The 17,176-nt window shown below is 75.1% G+C and carries 19 protein-coding genes and 1 pseudogene; 12 read left to right on the top strand and 8 right to left on the bottom strand.

Annotated features, from left to right (window positions below; translation table 11 throughout):
• Positions 1 to 21: 21 nt before the first annotated feature.
• Both ACERUJ_RS15160 and ACERUJ_RS15165 read right to left on the bottom strand, forming a co-directional pair.
• Positions 22 to 867, bottom strand: a complete 846-nt coding sequence (locus ACERUJ_RS15160; protein ID WP_370249567.1) for an MBL fold metallo-hydrolase — start codon at positions 865 to 867, stop codon at positions 22 to 24.
• A 175-nt stretch (positions 868 to 1,042) separates the two neighbouring features.
• Positions 1,043 to 1,783, bottom strand: coding sequence for a hypothetical protein (locus ACERUJ_RS15165; RefSeq protein WP_370249568.1), 741 nt, complete (start codon positions 1,781 to 1,783; stop codon positions 1,043 to 1,045).
• A gap of 181 nt (positions 1,784 to 1,964) precedes the next feature.
• Here ACERUJ_RS15165 and hrcA point away from each other — a divergent pair, with 181 nt between their 5' ends.
• The 3 genes from hrcA to ACERUJ_RS15180 all read left to right on the top strand — a co-directional run bounded on the left by hrcA (position 1,965) and on the right by ACERUJ_RS15180 (position 4,982).
• Complete coding sequence (gene hrcA, locus ACERUJ_RS15170) at positions 1,965 to 2,978, top strand: heat-inducible transcriptional repressor HrcA (protein WP_370249570.1); 1,014 nt, start codon at positions 1,965 to 1,967, stop codon at positions 2,976 to 2,978.
• Positions 2,979 to 3,043: 65 nt separating this feature from the next.
• Complete coding sequence (dnaJ, locus tag ACERUJ_RS15175) at positions 3,044 to 4,210, top strand: molecular chaperone DnaJ (RefSeq protein ID WP_370249571.1); 1,167 nt, start codon at positions 3,044 to 3,046, stop codon at positions 4,208 to 4,210.
• Positions 4,211 to 4,238: 28 nt separating this feature from the next.
• Positions 4,239 to 4,982, top strand: coding sequence for a 16S rRNA (uracil(1498)-N(3))-methyltransferase (locus ACERUJ_RS15180; RefSeq protein WP_370249573.1), 744 nt, complete (start codon positions 4,239 to 4,241; stop codon positions 4,980 to 4,982).
• A gap of 22 nt (positions 4,983 to 5,004) precedes the next feature.
• Here the strand turns inward: ACERUJ_RS15180 and ACERUJ_RS15185 are convergent, their stop codons facing one another.
• Positions 5,005 to 6,027 carry a Gmad2 immunoglobulin-like domain-containing protein gene (locus tag ACERUJ_RS15185; protein WP_370249575.1) on the bottom strand — a complete coding sequence of 341 codons (1,023 nt, stop codon included), beginning with the start codon at positions 6,025 to 6,027 and terminating at the stop codon, positions 5,005 to 5,007.
• A 132-nt stretch (positions 6,028 to 6,159) separates the two neighbouring features.
• Here ACERUJ_RS15185 and ACERUJ_RS15190 point away from each other — a divergent pair, with 132 nt between their 5' ends.
• On the top strand, positions 6,160 to 6,525 hold the full coding sequence (locus ACERUJ_RS15190; RefSeq protein WP_370249577.1) for an HIT domain-containing protein: 366 nt from the start codon (positions 6,160 to 6,162) through the stop codon (positions 6,523 to 6,525).
• A 60-nt stretch (positions 6,526 to 6,585) separates the two neighbouring features.
• On the opposite strand, the gene ACERUJ_RS15195 is transcribed toward ACERUJ_RS15190, so the two are convergent.
• Positions 6,586 to 6,876, bottom strand: coding sequence for a hypothetical protein (locus ACERUJ_RS15195; RefSeq protein ID WP_370249578.1), 291 nt, complete (start codon positions 6,874 to 6,876; stop codon positions 6,586 to 6,588).
• Between the two features lie 188 nt (positions 6,877 to 7,064).
• On the opposite strand from ACERUJ_RS15195, the gene ACERUJ_RS15200 reads away from it, so the two are divergent.
• The 7 genes from ACERUJ_RS15200 (at position 7,065) to era (ending at position 14,022) form a co-directional block, all read left to right on the top strand.
• Positions 7,065 to 8,156: a PhoH family protein gene (locus ACERUJ_RS15200; protein ID WP_370249580.1), complete on the top strand. Its 1,092-nt coding sequence runs from the start codon at positions 7,065 to 7,067 to the stop codon at positions 8,154 to 8,156.
• Positions 8,153 to 8,605, top strand: a complete 453-nt coding sequence (gene ybeY / locus ACERUJ_RS15205; protein WP_370249581.1) for an rRNA maturation RNase YbeY — start codon at positions 8,153 to 8,155, stop codon at positions 8,603 to 8,605. Before ACERUJ_RS15200 ends, ybeY begins: the two co-directional genes overlap by 4 nt.
• Positions 8,606 to 8,612: 7 nt before the next feature.
• Entirely contained in the window at positions 8,613 to 9,938 is a 1,326-nt protein-coding gene (locus ACERUJ_RS15210) for a hemolysin family protein (protein WP_370249583.1), read from the top strand.
• Between the two features lie 90 nt (positions 9,939 to 10,028).
• Positions 10,029 to 11,912, top strand: coding sequence for a signal peptide peptidase SppA (sppA, locus tag ACERUJ_RS15215; RefSeq protein ID WP_370249585.1), 1,884 nt, complete (start codon positions 10,029 to 10,031; stop codon positions 11,910 to 11,912).
• Positions 11,913 to 11,939: 27 nt separating this feature from the next.
• Positions 11,940 to 12,350, top strand: coding sequence for a cytidine deaminase (locus ACERUJ_RS15220; RefSeq protein ID WP_370249586.1), 411 nt, complete (start codon positions 11,940 to 11,942; stop codon positions 12,348 to 12,350).
• Entirely contained in the window at positions 12,347 to 13,096 is a 750-nt protein-coding gene (locus tag ACERUJ_RS15225) for a siderophore-interacting protein (RefSeq protein ID WP_370249587.1), read from the top strand. Before ACERUJ_RS15220 ends, ACERUJ_RS15225 begins: the two co-directional genes overlap by 4 nt.
• Positions 13,093 to 14,022 carry a GTPase Era gene (era, locus tag ACERUJ_RS15230; RefSeq protein ID WP_370249588.1) on the top strand — a complete coding sequence of 310 codons (930 nt, stop codon included), beginning with the start codon at positions 13,093 to 13,095 and terminating at the stop codon, positions 14,020 to 14,022. Before ACERUJ_RS15225 ends, era begins: the two co-directional genes overlap by 4 nt.
• A 28-nt stretch (positions 14,023 to 14,050) precedes the next feature.
• Here the strand turns inward: era and ACERUJ_RS15235 are convergent, their stop codons facing one another.
• The 4 genes from ACERUJ_RS15235 to ACERUJ_RS15250 form a co-directional block, all read right to left on the bottom strand.
• Positions 14,051 to 14,935 (bottom strand): septum formation family protein, encoded by an 885-nt coding sequence (locus tag ACERUJ_RS15235; RefSeq protein WP_370249589.1) that lies wholly within the window; start codon positions 14,933 to 14,935, stop codon positions 14,051 to 14,053.
• Positions 14,932 to 15,702 (bottom strand): septum formation family protein, encoded by a 771-nt coding sequence (locus ACERUJ_RS15240; protein ID WP_370249590.1) that lies wholly within the window; start codon positions 15,700 to 15,702, stop codon positions 14,932 to 14,934. The genes ACERUJ_RS15235 and ACERUJ_RS15240 overlap by 4 nt, the downstream gene beginning before the upstream one ends.
• Positions 15,703 to 15,795: 93 nt before the next feature.
• Positions 15,796 to 16,329: a flavodoxin family protein gene (locus ACERUJ_RS15245; protein ID WP_370249591.1), complete on the bottom strand. Its 534-nt coding sequence runs from the start codon at positions 16,327 to 16,329 to the stop codon at positions 15,796 to 15,798.
• The gene (locus tag ACERUJ_RS15250) at positions 16,326 to 16,907 is read right to left on the bottom strand and encodes a TetR/AcrR family transcriptional regulator (RefSeq protein ID WP_370249592.1); all 582 of its coding nucleotides are present in this window, start codon (positions 16,905 to 16,907) and stop codon (positions 16,326 to 16,328) included. Before ACERUJ_RS15250 ends, ACERUJ_RS15245 begins: the two co-directional genes overlap by 4 nt.
• A 131-nt stretch (positions 16,908 to 17,038) precedes the next feature.
• On the opposite strand from ACERUJ_RS15250, the pseudogene ACERUJ_RS15255 reads away from it, so the two are divergent.
• A pseudogene (locus ACERUJ_RS15255) lies at positions 17,039 to 17,176 on the top strand (sulfate adenylyltransferase small subunit); the annotation flags it as partial.

The following is a 17,176-nucleotide window of genomic DNA, read 5'->3' on the forward strand; positions in this document are numbered from 1 at the left end:
GCGCCACCCCGGCGCCCGGTCTCAGATCAGCGGCAGCCGCTTCTGCGCGCGCGGCAGGTGCTCGTAGGCGCGGCGCACCGCCTCACCGATCCGGTCGGGGGGGAAGGGCCACTCGGTGGCGGCCTCGAGCGCCTGCTCGGCGCGGAGCCCGCGGCCGGCGAGGTCGCGCACCGTCTCGGCCAGCACGCCGATGCGGGCGCGCTGGTCGGAGACGAACTCGGCGTCCACGATCCGCCCGTGTCCGGGCACCACGAGGGTTGACGGAGTGCACAGCTGGCGCACCAGGTCCAGGGTGAGCGGCCAGTCCAAGGGGAAGCAGTCGGCGCCGAAGCCGGGGGTGTCCTCGCTGGCGTCGCACTGCTCGACGAGGTCGCCGGCCAGCACGATGTCGACGTCGGGGATGCGCAGCACCACGTCGGCGTTCGTGTGGCCCCGGCCCGGGTGCACCACCTCGACGGCGCGGTCGCCGAGGTCGACCACACAGGCCGAGGAGAAGGTGGCGTCGGGCAGCAGCACGGGGTCGGGGGCGTCGGCACCGGCCTCGGCCAGCTCGGCGCGCATCCCGTCGAGCGCGTCCTCGTGCGCCCGCACGACGACCGCTGCGGGGCCGCCGAGCTCGGTGGCGATCGCGTGGTTGCCGAACCAGTGGTCGAAGTGCGCGTGGGTGTTGACGATCTCCACGACCGGCCCGGCGCCCAGTGCCGCGATCGCGGTAGCGATCTCCGAGCCCGCCGCGGCGGAGCCGTGCGTGTCGACGACCAGCAGGCCCCGCTCGCCCCGCACGACGCTGATGTTGACGTCCAGCCAGGGCGAACGCCACACCCACACCCCGGTGGCGATCTCGGTCAGGCCCGGCGACGACGTCATGGCGCGACCCTAGTCCGGTCGGCATCGCGCCCCTCATCCGACGGCGCAGGAGACCGCCTGACGGCGAGGTCCCCGTCGTCACCAGCAGACGGCAGGCCCTCGGGCCGGGATCGCCTGCCGTTCGCTGGTGACGACGGAGAACCGCGATCCCCCGGACGCCCGGGCCCGCCGGGCGTCAGCAGAGGTGGTCGTGCAGGTGCGTCCGCAGCAGGTCCCCGAGGTCGGCGGGGGTGTGGGCGGTGCGGGGGAACCGCACGACCAGCCGCCGGGACCCGCCGGTGTCCAGGACGTCCAGCGCGACGGCGTCGGGCGTGAGCGCCGCCACGCCGACCGCCGCGATCCCGCCCTCGGGACGCCCCAGCCGGTGGGCGACAGCGGCGCGCAGCTCCTCGCCGTGGGACTGCTCGAGGTGGCGGCGGGCCTTGGCGAGGTAGCCGGGGTTGAGGGCGTGCAGGGGGGAGCGGAAGGCCCGGACCGGGATGGTCAGGGGCGCGGCGTCGTCGCGGGTGAGGATCACCAGGTCGATCACCAGCACGAGCGTCGCGCGCTCGACCGCGCAGCAGGCGCACTGCAGGCGGTCGTGGGGGCTCAGCCAGCCGGCGAGGCGCAGCCCCGGGGCGCCGTGGGTGCCGGCGGGGGCCCGCACGGTCAGGACGGCGCGCCGGTGCTCACGGGCCGCGCCCACCAGTCGGCAGTCGGTCGGCACGGCGAACAGCGGGACGCCGTCGTGGTCGCTCATCCCGAGCCCGTCCTCGGGCAGGTCGCCGAGGACGTCGTCGTCGCCGTCGACGGCCAGCTCCACGCAGCCGGGGTCGGCGAGCAGGCTGCGGGCTGCTCCTGCGGCGGCGAGCACGGCGGCGGCGGTAGGGGTGCGGGCGGTGGTGTCGCTCGGGGCGGGACGGCGTGCGGGGGTCATGTCGGCTCCTCCGGTCATTAGGTAAGGCAACCCTAACTCACGCGTGCCGCGGGGGGAAGCGCCCGGATCGCCCCGGGTCACCCGGGCGAGGCCGGCGTGTCGCTAGACTGGCACTCGCTCCGGGGGAGTGCCAGTGTGGTCCGGTCGCCCCGGAGGCGCACCCGGGCAGAGGAGGTGGGTCATGCAGGAGGATCGGCGGCTGGCCGTCCTGCGCGCGATCGTGGAGGACTACGTCTCCACCGAGGAGCCGGTGGGCTCCAAGGCGCTCGTGGAGCGCCACGGTCTCAACGTCTCCCCGGCCACGGTGCGCAACGACATGGCCGCGCGGGAGGAGGAGGGCTACCTCACCCAGCCCCACACCAGCGCGGGCCGGATCCCCACCGACAAGGGCTACCGGCTCTTCGTCGACCGGCTCTCCACCGTCAAGCCGCTCAGCGTCGCCGAGAAGCGCGCCATCTCGACCTTCCTCGACGGCGCCGTCGACCTCGACGACGTCGTGCAGCGCTCGGTGCGCCTGCTCTCCCAGCTCACCCGCCAGGTGGCGGTGGTGCAGTACCCCACGCTGTCGCGCTCGACCGTGCGCCACATCGAGCTGGTGGCCCTGGCCCCGGAGCGGGTCCTGGTGGTGCTCATCCTCTCCACCGGCCGCGTGGAGCAGCGGGTGGTCGACCTCAGCACCCCGCTCTCGGACGAGGAGCTGGCTCGCCTCCGCTCCCGCCTCAACCTCGCCGCCACCGGCGAGATCATCGCCGACGCCGTCAGCTCCCTGCGCGCCCTCGGGGAGGACCCGTCCGCCGGCTCGGCCGCCACCGTGGCCAAGGTGCTGGTGGAGGCGATGAGCGACCACCGCTCCGACCACCGGGTGGCGGTGGGCGGCACCGCCAACCTCGCCCGGTTCGGCGACAACTTCGACACCGCCGTCCGGCCGCTGCTCGAGGCGCTGGAGGAGCACGTCGTGCTGATGCGGCTGCTCGGCGAGGCCACCGCCTCGGGCACCGTCACGGTGCGCATCGGCGCCGAGGGCCCGTACGAGGAGCTGGCCTCCACCAGCGTCGTCACCACCGGCTACGGCCCCCAGGACGAGGCCCTCGCGACCCTCGGGATCGTGGGCCCCACCCGCATGGACTACCCCGGAAGCATGGCGGCCGTGCGCGCGGTCGCCCGTTACGTCAGCCGGATCCTCGACGAGGCCTGAGCGCCTCCCGACCCACCGCCGTGCCGGGCCCCGACCGGCTGTGACCCGGCATGAAAGGAACCCCCGTGAGCCAGGACCTCTACGAGTTGCTCGACGTCGCCCGCGACGCCGACGCCGACACGATCAAGAAGGCCTACCGCAAGCTCGCCCGCCAGCTGCACCCCGACGTCAACCCCGACCCGCAGGCGCAGGAGCGCTTCAAGCAGGTCAGCGCGGCCTACGAGGTGCTCTCCGACCCCCAGAAGCGCGCGTCCTACGACCGCGGTGGCGACCCGTTCGGCGGTGCCGGCGGCTTCGGGCAGGGTGCCGGGTTCTCCTTCACCGACATCATGGACGCCTTCTTCGGCGGTGCGGCCGGGGCCGGCGGCGGCCGGGGGCCGCGCTCGCGGGTGCGTCGCGGCCAGGACGCCCTGATCCGCATCGAGATCGACCTCGCCGAGGCCGCCTTCGGCGTGGCCCGCGAGCTCAAGGTCGACACCGCCGTGCTGTGCGGCACCTGCCAGGGCGACGGCGCCGCCGCCGGGTCCAGCCCGGTGCCCTGCGAGACGTGCCGCGGCCAGGGCGAGGTCGCCCACGTGCAGCGCTCGTTCCTGGGCGAGGTGCGCACGCTGCGGCCCTGTGCGGCCTGCCGCGGCTTCGGCACGATCATCCCCGAGCCCTGCCGCGAGTGCGCCGGCGACGGCCGGGTGCGCTCTCGCCGCACGCTCACCGTGCGCATCCCCGCCGGGGTCGACACCGGCACCCGCGTGCAGCTGGCCGAGCAGGGCGAGGTCGGTCCCGGCGGTGGTCCGGCCGGCGACCTCTACATCGAGGTGCAGGTCGCGCCCCACCCCACCTTCACCCGGCACGGCAACGACCTGCACTGCACGGTCTCGGTGCCGATGACCGCGGCCGCGCTCGGCACGACCCTCACCCTGCCCACCCTGGAGGCCGACCTCCCCGAGCGCGACGACGACGCCGACACCGCCGACGCCCCCACCTCCTTCGAGTTCGACCTCGCCCCCGGCACGCAGTCCGGCACCGAGCAGGTGCTGCGCGGGCGCGGCGTCCCGGGCCTGCGCGGCGGCCGCGGCGACCTCGTGGTCACCGTCGTCGTCGAGACCCCCAGCAAGCTCGACGCCCGGCAGGAGGAGCTGCTGCGCGAGCTGGCGGGCCTGCGCGGCGAGGAGCGGCCGGCCGGTCACGTCAAGAGCGCCAAGCAGGGCGTCTTCGGCCGGCTCTTCGGTCACTGACCGGTCCCCGCGCCACCCGGACCCGACGATGACCCTGCCGCTGCACGTGCTGCCCGACCTCGCCGCCCACGCCCGCGTGGGCGCCGAGGTGGAGCTCGACGGCGACGAGGGCCATCACGCCGTCGCGGTGCGCCGATTGCGTGTGGGGGAGCAGCTGCTGCTCACCGACGGTGCCGGCACCCGCGCCCGTGCCGAGGTGGTGACGCTGACCAAGCGCGCGCTCACCGCCCGGCTCGAGGAGGTCGAGACCCTGCCCGAGCCGCAGCCCCGGCTGCTGGTGGTGCAGGCCCTGCCCAAGGGCGATCGCGGCGAGTTGGCCGTGGAGGTCCTCACCGAGATCGGGGTCGCCGAGATCGTGCCCTGGGCCGCGTCCCGGTCGGTGGCGGTGTGGAAGGGCGAGCGGGCGGAGAAGGGGCTCGCGCGCTGGCGGAGCACGGCCCGCGAGGCGGCCAAGCAGGCCCGTCGCACCTGGCACCCCACGGTGGCCCCCCTGGCCGGGACCGCCGAGGTGCTCGAGCGGCTCGCGCCGGTCGACGCCGTGGTGGTGCTGCACGAGGACGCCGTCACCCCGCTCGCCGACGTCGCGGTGCCGGAGCAGGGCACCCTGGCCCTGGTGGTCGGCCCCGAGGGCGGGATCACCGCCGAGGAGCTGGCGGCGTTCCGTGCGGGCGGGGCGCACGTCGTGCGCCTCGGGTCCGAGGTGCTGCGCACCTCCACCGCCGGGGTGGCGGCCGCCGCCGCGCTGCTCGCGCGCGGCCCCCGCTGGCGCTGAGCCGCGACCGAGGGCGGCGTCCCTAGTCGACGACGACGGTGCGGGTGTCGGTCATCGGACCGGGACCCTCCTCGGCGCTGGGGTCGTCGGTGGCGGCGGTGAGGGTGTAGGTGCCCGGGTCGAGGCCGGTGAGGTCCAGGGTCGTGCTGAAGGGGTAGAGCCGGTCGATCCATCCCTCGGCGGTGGCGAAGGAGTCCACCACGACCGTCCCGGCGGCGTCGGTGAGCCGGAGCACGACCGTGGCCTCGAAGGAGCTGGCCACCCCCGACACGGCCAGGTCGCCGTCCGCCGCGGACCCCTCGGCGGGGGTCGTGAGGCTCACGAGGTTGAGCACGGTGAGCGGGTCCGCGGCCTCCACCCCAGTCGAGGTCGGCTGCCCGAGCAGGTCGGTCGGCGTGCCGTCGGCGAGCTCGGTGCGCAGCGGCAGGCGCTCCTGGGCCACCCCCTGCAGCGTGTAGACCAGCTGCTGCACCGCGAGGGCGGCGTCGTCGGGGGAGGTGCCCTTGTCGGGCACGGTCTGGGAGTCCTCGCCGAGCGTCACCACGAGGGCGTCGTCGGTGCGCGTCACCGCCGTGATCGCCACGGCGCCCAGCAGGGTGCGGTAGTCGGGGTCCTCGGCGCTGCCGGCGGTGAGTCGCTGCGCGGCCTCGAGCAGCGGATCGGTGGTGGTGGCGGGCTGGAACTCGCGGTAGAGCCGCACGCCCTGGCTGCTGTCGCCCACGAAGTAGAGCGGGAGCGCCCCGGCCGGCCCGGTCTCGGGGTCCACCCCGGGGTCCGTCGTCGGGCTGGGCTCGCCGGTGGCGGTGCCCCCGCCGCCCTCGCCGGGAGACGCGGTACCGGTCGGGGTCCCGGTCGTCGGATCGGGCGCCGCGGTGTCGCTGGCCAGGCCGGTGTCGTCGGCGGAGCCGCAGCCGCCGAGCGCGGCGACGAGCACGGCCGCGCCGAGTGCGAGCCCGACCGGTCCGCGTCGGCGACCGCGCGGCGCGACGGAGTGGGACGGGGCGGGCGTGCCGAGCGGCGGGCGGGGGGCGACGGTGGGACGCATGACTCCATCCTCGCCCCTGGCGCGGCGTCCGCGCAGCCGGACGCGCGCGTGTCCTGGGACTCCTGGGGCGTGCGGGGAGGGTGGGAGACCGGCCGGGTGCCGCCGGAGCGGGCGGTGTCCTAGGGTCGGGGCGTGAGCGACTCCCAGGGGGCCCCGGTGGCCGACTGCCTGTTCTGCCGGATCGTGGCCGGGGAGATCCCCGCCCAGATCGTGCACCGCGGCGAGCGCACGCTCGCGTTCCGCGACATCGCACCGCAGGCTCCCGTGCACGTGCTGGTCGTGCCGCACGCGCACCACCCGAACGCCGCCGCCGTGGCCGCCGCCGACGGCGAGCTCAGCGCCGAGCTGGTGCGCACCGCCGCCGTCGTGGCGGCGGCCGAGGGCCACCCCGACGACTACCGGCTGGTCTTCAACACCGGCGCCGGCGCCGGCCAGACGGTCTTCCACGCCCACCTGCACGTGCTCGCCGGACGCGGGCTGGCCTGGCCCCCCGGCTGAGCGCAGCGCCCGGAGTCGGGCCCGGAGTCGGGCCCGGAGTCGGGTCCGGCGCGGGGTCGTTCAGAGCCGGTCGGCCGCGGCGTGCAGCACCCGCAGCACCGCCAGCAGCACGGGGAACCCGAAGACGAGCAGCAGCACCCAGGCCGTCACGCGGTGCAGACGCTTGGTGCCGTCCAGGCGGCCCGCGAAGTCGAGCAGCGCGCCGTCGGGCACGTGGTGGGTCAGCCCGAGTGCGCGGGCGTCGGGGGGCAGCGCCTCGCCCGGGAACCACACCGGCACGGTGTCGTCGTCGGGGTGCGGGTCCTCGTCGAACTCGTCCCAGAACTCCTCGGGGAGGTCGCCGGTCCGCATGGCGCCCACGCTACGCCGTCCCACCCTCGTCCTGGGGGTGCGCTCGCGGGGTGTGCGCGCATCCCGGCGACCGACCCGCGAGCGGGCCCGGGCAGCGGCCCGACAACTGGGTGGCGCGTCCCGCGGGCCGTCTCCGTAGACTGGAGGGACGCATCCACCCACCGAAAGGCCGCCCGTCCCGGGCACCCATGACCGATCGCACCCCGACCACCCGCACCCACGACACCCCCGTCGCCGGGGGACCCGGCGGCTCCGGGGGCGACCTCACCACCGCGCACGTGGTCGTGGTGCCGAACAGCATCGACATGGTGAGCCTGCTCGGCCCCGGCGACGACCACCTGAGCATCGTCGAGCGGTCCTTCGCCGCCGAGGTCCACGTGCGCGGCAACCGGATCACCCTGCGCGGCGAGCCGGCCGAGATCGCCCTCGCCGAGCGGCTGCTCGAGGAGCTCGTGCAGATCCTGCGCACCGGACAGGGCGTCACCTCCGAGACGGTGGAGCGGGTGGTGCAGATGCTGCGCGCCGAGACCACCGAGTGCCCCGCCGACGTGCTCTCGCTGAACATCCTGAGCAACCGCGGCCGCTCGATCCGGCCCAAGACGCTGAACCAGAAGCGCTACGTCGACTCCATCGACAAGCACACGATCACCTTCGGCATCGGCCCCGCCGGTACCGGCAAGACCTACCTCGCCATGGCCAAGGCCGTGCAGGCGCTGCAGGCCAAGCAGATCACCCGCATCATCCTGACCCGGCCCGCCGTGGAGGCCGGCGAGCGGCTCGGGTTCCTGCCGGGCACGCTCAGCGAGAAGATCGACCCGTACCTGCGGCCGCTCTACGACGCACTGCACGACATGCTCGACCCCGACACGATCCCCAAGCTGCTGGCGGCCGGCACGATCGAGGTGGCACCGCTGGCCTACATGCGCGGGCGCACCCTCAACGACTCCTTCATCATCCTCGACGAGGCGCAGAACACCTCCCCGGAGCAGATGAAGATGTTCCTGACCCGTCTGGGGTTCGGCTCCAAGATCGTGGTCACCGGCGACGTCACCCAGGTCGACCTCCCCAGCGGCACGTCCTCGGGCCTGCGGGTCATCCAGGACATCCTGGCCGATGTCGAGGACATCTCCTTCCAGCGCCTCACCGCCCACGACGTCGTGCGCCACCGCCTGGTCGGCCGGATCGTGGCCGCCTACGACGAGTTCGACGCCGCCAAGGAGCAGGCCCGCGACGCCCGCGACGCCCGCGATCTGGGCCGTGCCCGCAAGGAGGGCTCGTGACCATCGAGATCCTGGACGAGTCGGGCCACGACCTCGACGTCACCCACCTCGCCGAGCTCAGCCGGTTCGTGATGGACGCGATGCGCGTGCACCCGCAGGCCGAGCTGTGCATCAAGGCGGTCGACGAGGACACCATCGCCCAGCTCAACGAGCAGTGGATGGAGAAGGAGGGCCCCACCGACGTGCTGGCCTTCCCCATGGACGAGCTGCGGCCCGGACTGGTGGACACCGAGCCCGAGGAGGGCGTGCTGGGCGACCTCGTGCTGTGCCCGGCGGTCGCGGTGCGCCAGGGCGAGACGGCCGGCCACGGCACCCTCGCCGAGATCGAGCTGCTCACGGTCCACGGCATCCTGCACCTGCTCGGCTACGACCACGCCGAGCCCGAGGAGCACCGCGAGATGTTCGGGCTGCAGGACGAGCTGCTGGCCCGCTGGCGCGCCGGCCGGTGACCCGCCCGTGATCGTCCTGGTCGTCGCCGCGGTGCTCGTGGTCGTCGCCGGGGTCTTCACCGCGGTCGACGCCGCGCTGGGGTCCTTCTCCCGGGCCCGCGCAGTCGAGCTCCACGCCGAGGCCCGGGCCGGGGCGGGGCAGCTGGTCGCCCTGCTCGACGACGCCCCGCGCTACCTCAACACCGCCCTGCTGCTGCGCCTGCTGTGCGAGATCTCCGCGATCGTGCTGGTCACCCTCGAGCTCGACCGGCGCATGGACGGCGCCCGCCTGGCCAGCACCCTGGCGGCGATCGGCGTCATGCTGCTGGTGTCCTTCGTGGTCATCGGGGTCGGGCCCCGCACCCTGGGCCGCCAGCACGCCGACGTCGTCGCGCTCGCCTCGGCGGGTCCGCTGCGCGGCGTCACCGCCGTGCTCGGCCCGGTGCCGCAGCTGCTGATCCTGCTCGGCAACGCGCTCACGCCCGGCAAGGGCTTCCGCGACGGCCCGTTCTCCACCGAGACCGAGCTGCGCGAGCTGGTCGACATCGCCGAGGCCAGCGCGGTGATCGAGTCCGGTGAGCGGCGGATGATCCACTCGGTCTTCGAGCTCGGCGACACCACGGTGCGCGAGGTGATGGTGCCGCGCAACGACGTGGTCTACATCGAGCACTTCAAGAACCTGCGCCAGGCCCGCTCGCTCTTCCTGCGCTCGGGCTTCAGCCGGCTGCCGGTGGTGGGCGAGAACCTCGACGACGTCCGCGGCATCGCCTACTTCAAGGACGTCGTGCGCCGCGACTTCGAGGACGAGGACGCCGAGCTCACCCAGCAGGTCGCCGAGGTGATGCGCCCGGTGGCGTGGGTGCCGGAGTCCAAGGCCGTCGACGCGCAGCTGGCCCAGATGCAGGCCGACCGCCAGCACATCGCGATCGTCGTCGACGAGTACGGCGGCACCGCCGGCCTCATCACCATCGAGGACCTGCTGGAGGAGATCGTCGGGGAGATCGCCGACGAGCACGACGAGGAGGAGATCCGCCTCGAGCACCTCGAGGACGGCGCCGTGCGGGTGTCCTCGCGCTTCCCGGTGGACGACCTGGAGGAGCTGGTGGGCTTCGACGTCGAGGAGGAGGACGTCGACTCCGTGGGCGGGCTGATGGCCAAGCACCTGGGCCGGGTGCCGATCCCCGGTGCCTCGGTGGAGGCCCACGGCCTGCGGTTCACCGCTGTCGACACCGCCGGACGCCGCAACAAGATCGACACCGTCGTGATCCGGCCCGTGGAGCAGCGGGCCGACCGGGCCGACCGGGCTGAGCGGGCCGTGCCGGTGCCCGACAGCGGGTCCGGCGCCGCGGACTGAGCCCCGCGGGGTCCCGGGCGCGTCCGGGAGCGGCTGGGAGCGTCCTGGGAGCGGCTGGGAGCGGCTGGGGGCGCCGGTTAGGTTCGGAGCATGGCCACCGCCTCCCGTTCCACGCCCGCCTCCGCCGGCCCGCTCGGGGTCGGTCGGCTGCTGCGCCTGCCCGGCCGCGCGGCCGGGCCCCGCACCGTGCTGGAGATCGACCTGTCCGACGGCGTCGTCCTCCGCCCGCCCGCCACGCCCCTGGAGGCGCTGCGGCTGCGGCAGGCGCCCTCGCTGCGAGCGCTGCGCGAGGGTCTGCAGCGGGCCGCCACCGACGACGCCGTGCTCGGCCTGCAGGTCCACGTCGGCAGCTGTCCGTTGACCCTGCCCGAGGTCGACGAGGTGGGCGACCTGATCGAGGAGTTCGGCCGCCACAAGCCGACCCTGGCCTGGACCGAGTCCTTCGGTGAGCTGCTCGGCGACCTCCCCGCCTACCGGCTCGCGGTCCGGGCGGAGCGGATCTGGGTGCAGCCCACCGGGACCGTCGGCCTCACCGGGGCGGCCATGGCGGTCACTCTGCTGCGCGGCGGGTTCGACAAGCTCGGCATCGAGCCCCAGTTCGGTCAGCGCCACGAGTACAAGAGCGCCGCCGACCAGTTCGCCGCCCCCGAGATCACCCCGGCCGTGCGCGAGATGGTCCAGCGCCTGGTCGACTCCGTCGTCGAGGACACGGTGGCGCTCGTCGCCCGACGCCGCGGTCTGGACGTGGCCACCGTGCGGGCGCTCATCGAGCGGGCACCGCTCTCGGCCGCCGACGCGCTCGCCGCGGGCCTGGTCGACCACCTCGGGTACCACGCCGACCTGCAGGAGTGGTGCCGCGCGACCTGGACCCCCGCGTGGGAGCCCCGCTACGTCCACCGCTACGCCGCCGACACCGGCTCCGCCGACGCCCTGCGCACCCTCGCACGCGGTGCCGGCGCGGCCGCGGGTCGCCCTGCGCGCGGGGAGCGGCGGATCGGCGTCGTCGACGTCACCGGTCCGATCGTGATGGGCCCGGGCACCTCGCGGCAGGCCGGCGGCGAGCGCATCGCCGCCCGCCTGCGCGCCCTGCGGGAGGACGACGACGTCGCCGGCGTGCTGCTGCGGGTGGACAGCCCGGGCGGCTCCTACATCGCCAGCGACGCGATCCGGGCCGAGGTGCGCGCGCTGCGCGGGGCCGGGCGTCCGGTGATCGCCCAGATGCGCTCGGTGGCCGCCTCCGGCGGGTACTTCGTGGCGATGGGGGCGGACGAGATCGTCGCCCAGCCCACGACGATCACCGGCTCGATCGGCGTCCTGGGCGGCAAGTTCGTCCTCCGCGGCCTGCTGGACCGGCTCGGGATCGTGCGCGAGACCGTCACCAGCGGCCCGCAGGCGGCACTGATGGCGGCCGACCGGCCCTTCACCGAGCAGGAGCGGGCGGTGCTCGAGGGCTGGCTCGACGACGTCTACGCCGACTTCACCACCAAGGCCGCCGCCGACCGGGGCCTGCCCCTGGACGAGCTGGAGCCTCACGCGCGCGGACGGGTCTGGACCGGCGCCGACGCCCACGCCCGGTCGCTGGTCGACCACCTCGGCGGCACCCGGGTCGCCCTCGCGCGGCTGGCCGAGCGCCTGGACACCAGCCCCGACCGGCTGCGCCTGCGCGCACCGGGACCGCTCGACGTGCTGCGTCAGCTGCGCCCGGCGGACTCGAGCCGTGACCGGGCGGCGGCACGCGGCGTCGGCGTCGAGGCCCTGGCCGCCCTCGGCGCCCGCCGCGGCCCGGGCGGCCTGGCCGCGGTCGGAGCCGTCGCGCTGGCCGCCGCGCTCGAGGCCGGCGACGCTCCCGGCGCGGTCCTGGCGGGACGCCCGGGTGGCGGTCCGGAGGCGCTGCTGGTGCGCGCCGCGACCCGTGCCGGGCTGCACGTGCCGGCCGGCGTGCTGTCGCTCCCGTGGGACCTCGCTCCGGCCTGAGGCCGCCCCGGCCGTAGGCTCGGGGGCATGTCCGCGTCGTCCCCGACCCCGCCCGCGACCCCCGGCAGTGCCGGCTCCGCCTCCGAGCTGAGCAGCGAGGACGCCAAGCTCGTCACCCTCGCGCGCGCCACCCGCGCCCGGATCCAGGCCGCCCAGGGCGCCGCGGTGCGCGACGAGCTCGGTCGCACCTACGCCGCCGCGTCGGTGGCGCTGCCGTCGTTGACCCTCACCGCGGCCCAGGTGTGCGTCGCGATGGCCGTGGCCTCCGGCTCCACCCGCATCGCCGCCGCCGTGCTGCTCGGCGAGGACGCCGCGCTCAGCGCTGCCGACGGCGCCGTGCTGGCCGACCTCGGCGGTCCCGACGTCGTCGTGCACCTCGCCGACGCCCGCGGCACCGTCCTCGCCTCCACCACCGCCGGCGCGGCCGACCCCGCATGAGCGTGCGCGCGGCGCAGGTCACCGCCACCGTCAGCGAGCGGCACCGGCTCTCGCCGCACCTGCTGCGGCTGACCCTCACCGGGCCCGAGCTCGCCGACCTCGGCACGACCGGACTCCCCGACGAGTGGGTCGGGCTGATCGTGCCCGGCCAGTTCCAGAGCCGCTACTACACCGTGCGCCGCTGGGAGGAGGGGGCGCTGCTGCTCGACGTCGTCGTGCACGAGCAGGGCCTCGTGGCCGACTGGGCCACCGGCGACCCCGTGGGCGACGTGGTCACCCTCACCGAACCCAAGGGCTCCTTCCTCCCGCCCGCCGACGCCGGGTGGCTGCTGCTGGTCGGCGACCTCACCGCCCTGCCTGCGATGGCGCGCATCGCCGAGACCAACGCCGCGCGCGGGGAGGCGGCGCTGCCGTGCCGGATCGTGGCCGAGGTGCCCGAGCCGGTGTCCGACTACCTCCCGGAGTCCGCGGCCGAGGTCGCGTGGCACACCGCGTCCGCTGAGGACGCGCCGGACGGGCAGGAGGCGGAGGCCGGGTCCCGGCTGGCCGAGATCACTGCCGCGCTGGACTGGCCCGCGGGCCCCGGCTACTTCTGGATGGCGGGGGAGTCCGCCCAGATGCGGACGATCCGCAAGCACCTGATGCACGAGCGCCGCCTGCCCACCACCCACTACGACGTGATGGGGTACTGGCGCCGGGTCGCCCGTCGCCAGCCGCGCGCCGTCGACCGTCGGGAGAACCCGTGACCGCCGTCCCGCCCGAGCACCGCTCCGGCTTCGTGTCCTTCGTCGGCCGCCCCAACGCCGGCAAGTCCACGCTCACCAACGCCCTGGTGGGCCAGAAGATCGTCATCACCTCCGACAAGCCGCAGACCACCCGCACCGTGGTGCGCGGCATCGTGCACCGCCCCGACGCGCAGCTCGTGCTGGTCGACACCCCGGGACTGCACCGGCCCCGCACCCTGCTGGGCGAGCGGCTCAACGACCTGGTGATGACCACCTGGGCCGAGGTCGACGTCGTCGCGGTGTGCTTCCCCAGCGACCAGCGCATCGGGCCCGGAGACCGGTTCATCGTCGGCGAGCTCGCCAAGATCAAGCGCACCACCAAGATCGCGATCGCCACCAAGACCGACCTCGCCGCCCCGGACCGGATCGGGGAGCACCTGCTCGACATCGCCGCCCTCGGCACCGAGGTCGGCATCGACTGGGCCGAGATCGTGCCGGTCTCGGCGGTGGGCGACGACCAGGTGGGGCTGCTGGCCGACCTGCTGGTGGCGCAGCTGCCGCCCGGTCCGCCGCTCTACCCCGACGGCGACCTGACCGACGCCCCCGAGGAGATCCTGGCCGCCGAGCTGATCCGTGAGGCCGCCCTCGACGGCGTGCGCGACGAGCTGCCCCACTCCATCGCGGTCGTCGTGGAGGAGATGGGCCTGCGCGCCGACCGGCCCGAGGACAAGCCGCTGCTCGACATCCACGCCTCGCTCTACGTCGAGCGCACCTCCCAGAAGGGCATCGTCATCGGCCACCGCGGGGCCCGGCTCAAGGACGTCGGCAAGCGCGCCCGGCTGCAGATCGAGGCCCTGCTCGGCACGCCGGTCTACCTCAACCTGCACGTCAAGGTCGCCCCCGACTGGCAGCGCGACCCCCGGCAGCTGCGCAAGCTCGGCTTCTGATCCCCGGACCGCCGATCCGCCGGACCCCTCAGTCCGGGGCCCAGCAGCGCGCGAAGGTCTGGCCGGCCTCCCAGGCGGTGCGGTCGGGACCCTCGTAGGCCCACTCGTAGTCCAGGGGGTCCTCGGCCTGCTGCGCCGCCCCGTCCTCGCAGCGGCCCGCGGCGGCGTCGGCGATCGCCCGCGCGCCCGGGTAGTCCCCGGCGGGGAGGGGCACGACGTCGAAGGCGCGCCACCGGTGGGGCCGGGAGCACGGCACCCGCACGACGTCGGCGTCGTCGGGACTGGCGGTGGCGCACAGGCCGTACCGGTCCCGGCCCGCCGGGGTGTCGAGGACGCCGCGCAGCGAGCCGGTGACGCTCAGCAGGGTCTCGCGGCCGCCGAGCACCACGACGTCGCAGCGGTACCAGGCGGCGCCGGCGTCGGCGTCGGCCAGGGTGGGGGTGAACCACACCGGTCGCAGCACGCTGAGCCGCAGCGCCTCCCGCGATCCGCCGACGTAGGCGGGCAGCGCGGCCGGACACGCCGCCGCCGGCTGCTCGCGCACCCGGCGGGCGTCGACGGCCAGCAGGTGGCCGTCCACGACGACGTCGAGCGCACCGACCTCGTAGGTCTCGGCGGTGTGGGCGCGGCGGCACGGCACCGGTGCGCGCACGGCAGTGGGGGCCAGCGCCTGGGCGTAGTCGAGCCGGTGGCAGGCTCGCGCGGCCGGTCGCGGTGGCGGAGTCGCGCGCGGCGGGGTGGCGTCGGTCGTGGGCGATGCCGAGGTGCCGGCGGTCGAGCCGGACCCCGCGGGCTGATCCGGCTCCTCCGAGCCCCCCGAGCAGCCGGCGAGCAGCAGCACCGCGACCACCGCGGCCACCGAGACCACGGCCGCCGGCCGCCGGTGGGAGGGACGTGCGGCGCGACCGCTCACTTGTCGGTCTTCGCCCAGCAGATCGAGCGCCGGTTGCCGAACTCCCACTCCGCCTCGTGGAACCAGGTGTAGGCGTAGTCGTAGTTGTCGGGGTAGCCGAGCCAGGCTCCGACCGAGTCGGAGCAGAAGTCGCGGGTGCGGACCTCCGAGAGCCGGTCGCCGGGGTAGGGGTCGCCCGGTTCGCCGAGCTTGATCGTCGTCACCGCGCGCCAGTCGTGCGGCTCGGAGCACCGCACCGGCGGGTTGCTGGCGATCGTGGCGCCCCGGGCGCACACCAGCCACTGGTCCTCCGGGCGCCCCTCGAGCAGTCCGGCCGCGCTGCGGGGCAGCGGGTAGAGCACGCCGGCGGCGGTGCCGCCCGCCACGACGTCGCAGCGGTACCAGCGCGCGCCCTGCTCCCAGGCGTCGTCGGAGGGGCGGAACCACGCCCAGGTCAGCACCGAGCGCATCGCGGCGCTCTCGTCGGCGGTGAGGAACTCGCGCAGACCCGCACTGCAGGTGCGGTAGGCGTGGGCGGCCACCTCGGGGCTGTCGGGCTCGGCGTCGTCGAGCGCGGCCGGGAGGTCGCCGGCGGCGAAGGTCTGTGCCGTGTGCTCCTCACGGCAGTCGATCGTGCGGGTGGCGTTGGTCGGGGCCGACAGGTCGGCGACCGTGAGCTGGCGGCACTCCCCGGTGTCGGGGGCCTCGAGGCGATCGACCTGGTCGGGGTCGGCGCTGCTCGTGCCGGCGTCGTCGGATCCGCAGGCGGTGAGCGCGGTGAGCGCCACGAGAGCGGCGAGCGATCGCAGGACCGGAATCCGCTCTGTGCGCCCCGATCGTCCCCTCACCCGCTCCACAACCGGTGATGCTACCGGCCGGGGTCACAGTCCCGCGGCGACGGCGGCGAGGGTGGCACCCCACTCGGCGGCCGACTCCCGGTGGGGAGCGACGTCGCCGAGCACGTCGAGCACGGGCACGGCCGGCCGCCAGCGCAGCGCGGTCGTGAAGGACTCGACCGCGCGGATCGCTCCGACGGTGTCGTAGCGGCCGTGGACGTAGAGCCCGTAGTGGGGACGCGGCGCCTCCGGCGGCCCCGTCGTCCCCCGCGACCCGGCGGTGGTGTCCGCCTCGAGCGCGCCGCCGAGGGCGAGGAAGGTGGTGTCGAAGAAGTGCTTGAGCGCGCCGCTCATGTAGCCGAAGTTGGCCGGGGTGCCGAGCAGCACGCCCGCCGCCCCGCGCAGCACCTCGGCGGTGGCCGGGGTGGTTGCGAGGGCCTCCAGCACCACGACCTCCAGCGGGGGCAGCTCCGGGTGGCGCACGCCGGCGAGCACCGCCTCGGTGAGCGCCGTCGTGGCGGGCGTGGGGGAGTGGTGCACCACCACGATCCGCGGCGCGACGTCCTCGGTCCCGGTCATGGCGCCGTCGCGCGGTGGGGTCCGTCGGCCAGGTCGAGGGCGGGCAGCAGCGTGGCGCGCAGGTACTCCCGCAGACGCTGCGGCGTCTCGGTGGTGGCCGAGTCGTAGGCGAGCAGGGAGAGCAGGGTGCGCAGCGCGACCTCCGCCATCTCCTCCAGTCGCTGCGGCGTGGTGCCCTCCGCCACCCGGCGACGCAGAAACCCCCGGGTGAGCGCGAGCGCCTGGGCCGAGAGCGTGCCGGACTCCTGGGCGGCGGGATGCAGGGTCATCGCGATGACGTGGGCCAGCGCGGGATCGCGGCGCGCCTCGGCGTGGAAGGTCGCCAGGCTCTCGACCACGGCCTCCGACGGCGGGAGCGTGCGGGTGCGTTCCTCCAGCCGGGCCGTGAGGTCGAGGGCGGCCTGCCGGACGGCCGCGTGCAGCAGCGCGTCGCGGTCGGGGAAGTGGGCGTAGAGCGTCTGACGGGCGATGCCCGTGCGGCGCGCCACCTCGGCGAAGGTGACCCGCCCCGGGTCGGTCTCGCGCAGACACGCCAACGCACCGTCGAGCAGGCGTGCGCGCGTCGGGGAGTCCGGCATGGCACGATCGTAGAGGACGTGCGCGACACTCGAAGTGACACCTGTCATGTCATGTGTCACCGTTGGCGCATCTCCCCGTTCGTCGTACGCCGGTCGTCCCCCGGGCGCGCCCGTCACTCGAGAGGTACCCCATGACCACCACGCATGCCGATTACCGGTTGAGCCAGTTGGATCAGTTGGAGGCGGAGTCGATCCACATTTTCCGGGAGGTGGCGGCGGAGTTCGAGCGTCCGGTGTTGATGTTCTCGGGTGGTAAGGACTCGATCGTG

It is taken from the genome of Nocardioides sp. (genome assembly GCF_964228225.1).
In the GTDB taxonomy this organism is placed as follows: Bacteria; Actinomycetota; Actinomycetes; order Propionibacteriales; family Nocardioidaceae; genus Nocardioides.

What these genes read in the sequence shown, in the direction of transcription:
- ACERUJ_RS15160 (WP_370249567.1), bottom strand. Translation starts at nt 867, where the DNA reads ATGACGTCGTCGCCGGGCCTGACCGAGATCGCCACCGGGGTGTGGGTG.
- ACERUJ_RS15165 (WP_370249568.1), bottom strand. Translation starts at nt 1,783, where the DNA reads ATGACCCCCGCACGCCGTCCCGCCCCGAGCGACACCACCGCCCGCACC.
- hrcA (WP_370249570.1), top strand. Translation starts at nt 1,965, where the DNA reads ATGCAGGAGGATCGGCGGCTGGCCGTCCTGCGCGCGATCGTGGAGGAC.
- ACERUJ_RS15180 (WP_370249573.1), top strand. Translation starts at nt 4,239, where the DNA reads ATGACCCTGCCGCTGCACGTGCTGCCCGACCTCGCCGCCCACGCCCGC.
- ACERUJ_RS15185 (WP_370249575.1), bottom strand. Translation starts at nt 6,027, where the DNA reads ATGCGTCCCACCGTCGCCCCCCGCCCGCCGCTCGGCACGCCCGCCCCG.
- ACERUJ_RS15195 (WP_370249578.1), bottom strand. Translation starts at nt 6,876, where the DNA reads ATGCGGACCGGCGACCTCCCCGAGGAGTTCTGGGACGAGTTCGACGAG.
- ACERUJ_RS15200 (WP_370249580.1), top strand. Translation starts at nt 7,065, where the DNA reads ATGACCGATCGCACCCCGACCACCCGCACCCACGACACCCCCGTCGCC.
- sppA (WP_370249585.1), top strand. Translation starts at nt 10,029, where the DNA reads ATGGCCACCGCCTCCCGTTCCACGCCCGCCTCCGCCGGCCCGCTCGGG.
- ACERUJ_RS15220 (WP_370249586.1), top strand. Translation starts at nt 11,940, where the DNA reads ATGTCCGCGTCGTCCCCGACCCCGCCCGCGACCCCCGGCAGTGCCGGC.
- ACERUJ_RS15225 (WP_370249587.1), top strand. Translation starts at nt 12,347, where the DNA reads ATGAGCGTGCGCGCGGCGCAGGTCACCGCCACCGTCAGCGAGCGGCAC.
- ACERUJ_RS15245 (WP_370249591.1), bottom strand. Translation starts at nt 16,329, where the DNA reads ATGACCGGGACCGAGGACGTCGCGCCGCGGATCGTGGTGGTGCACCAC.
- ACERUJ_RS15250 (WP_370249592.1), bottom strand. Translation starts at nt 16,907, where the DNA reads ATGCCGGACTCCCCGACGCGCGCACGCCTGCTCGACGGTGCGTTGGCG.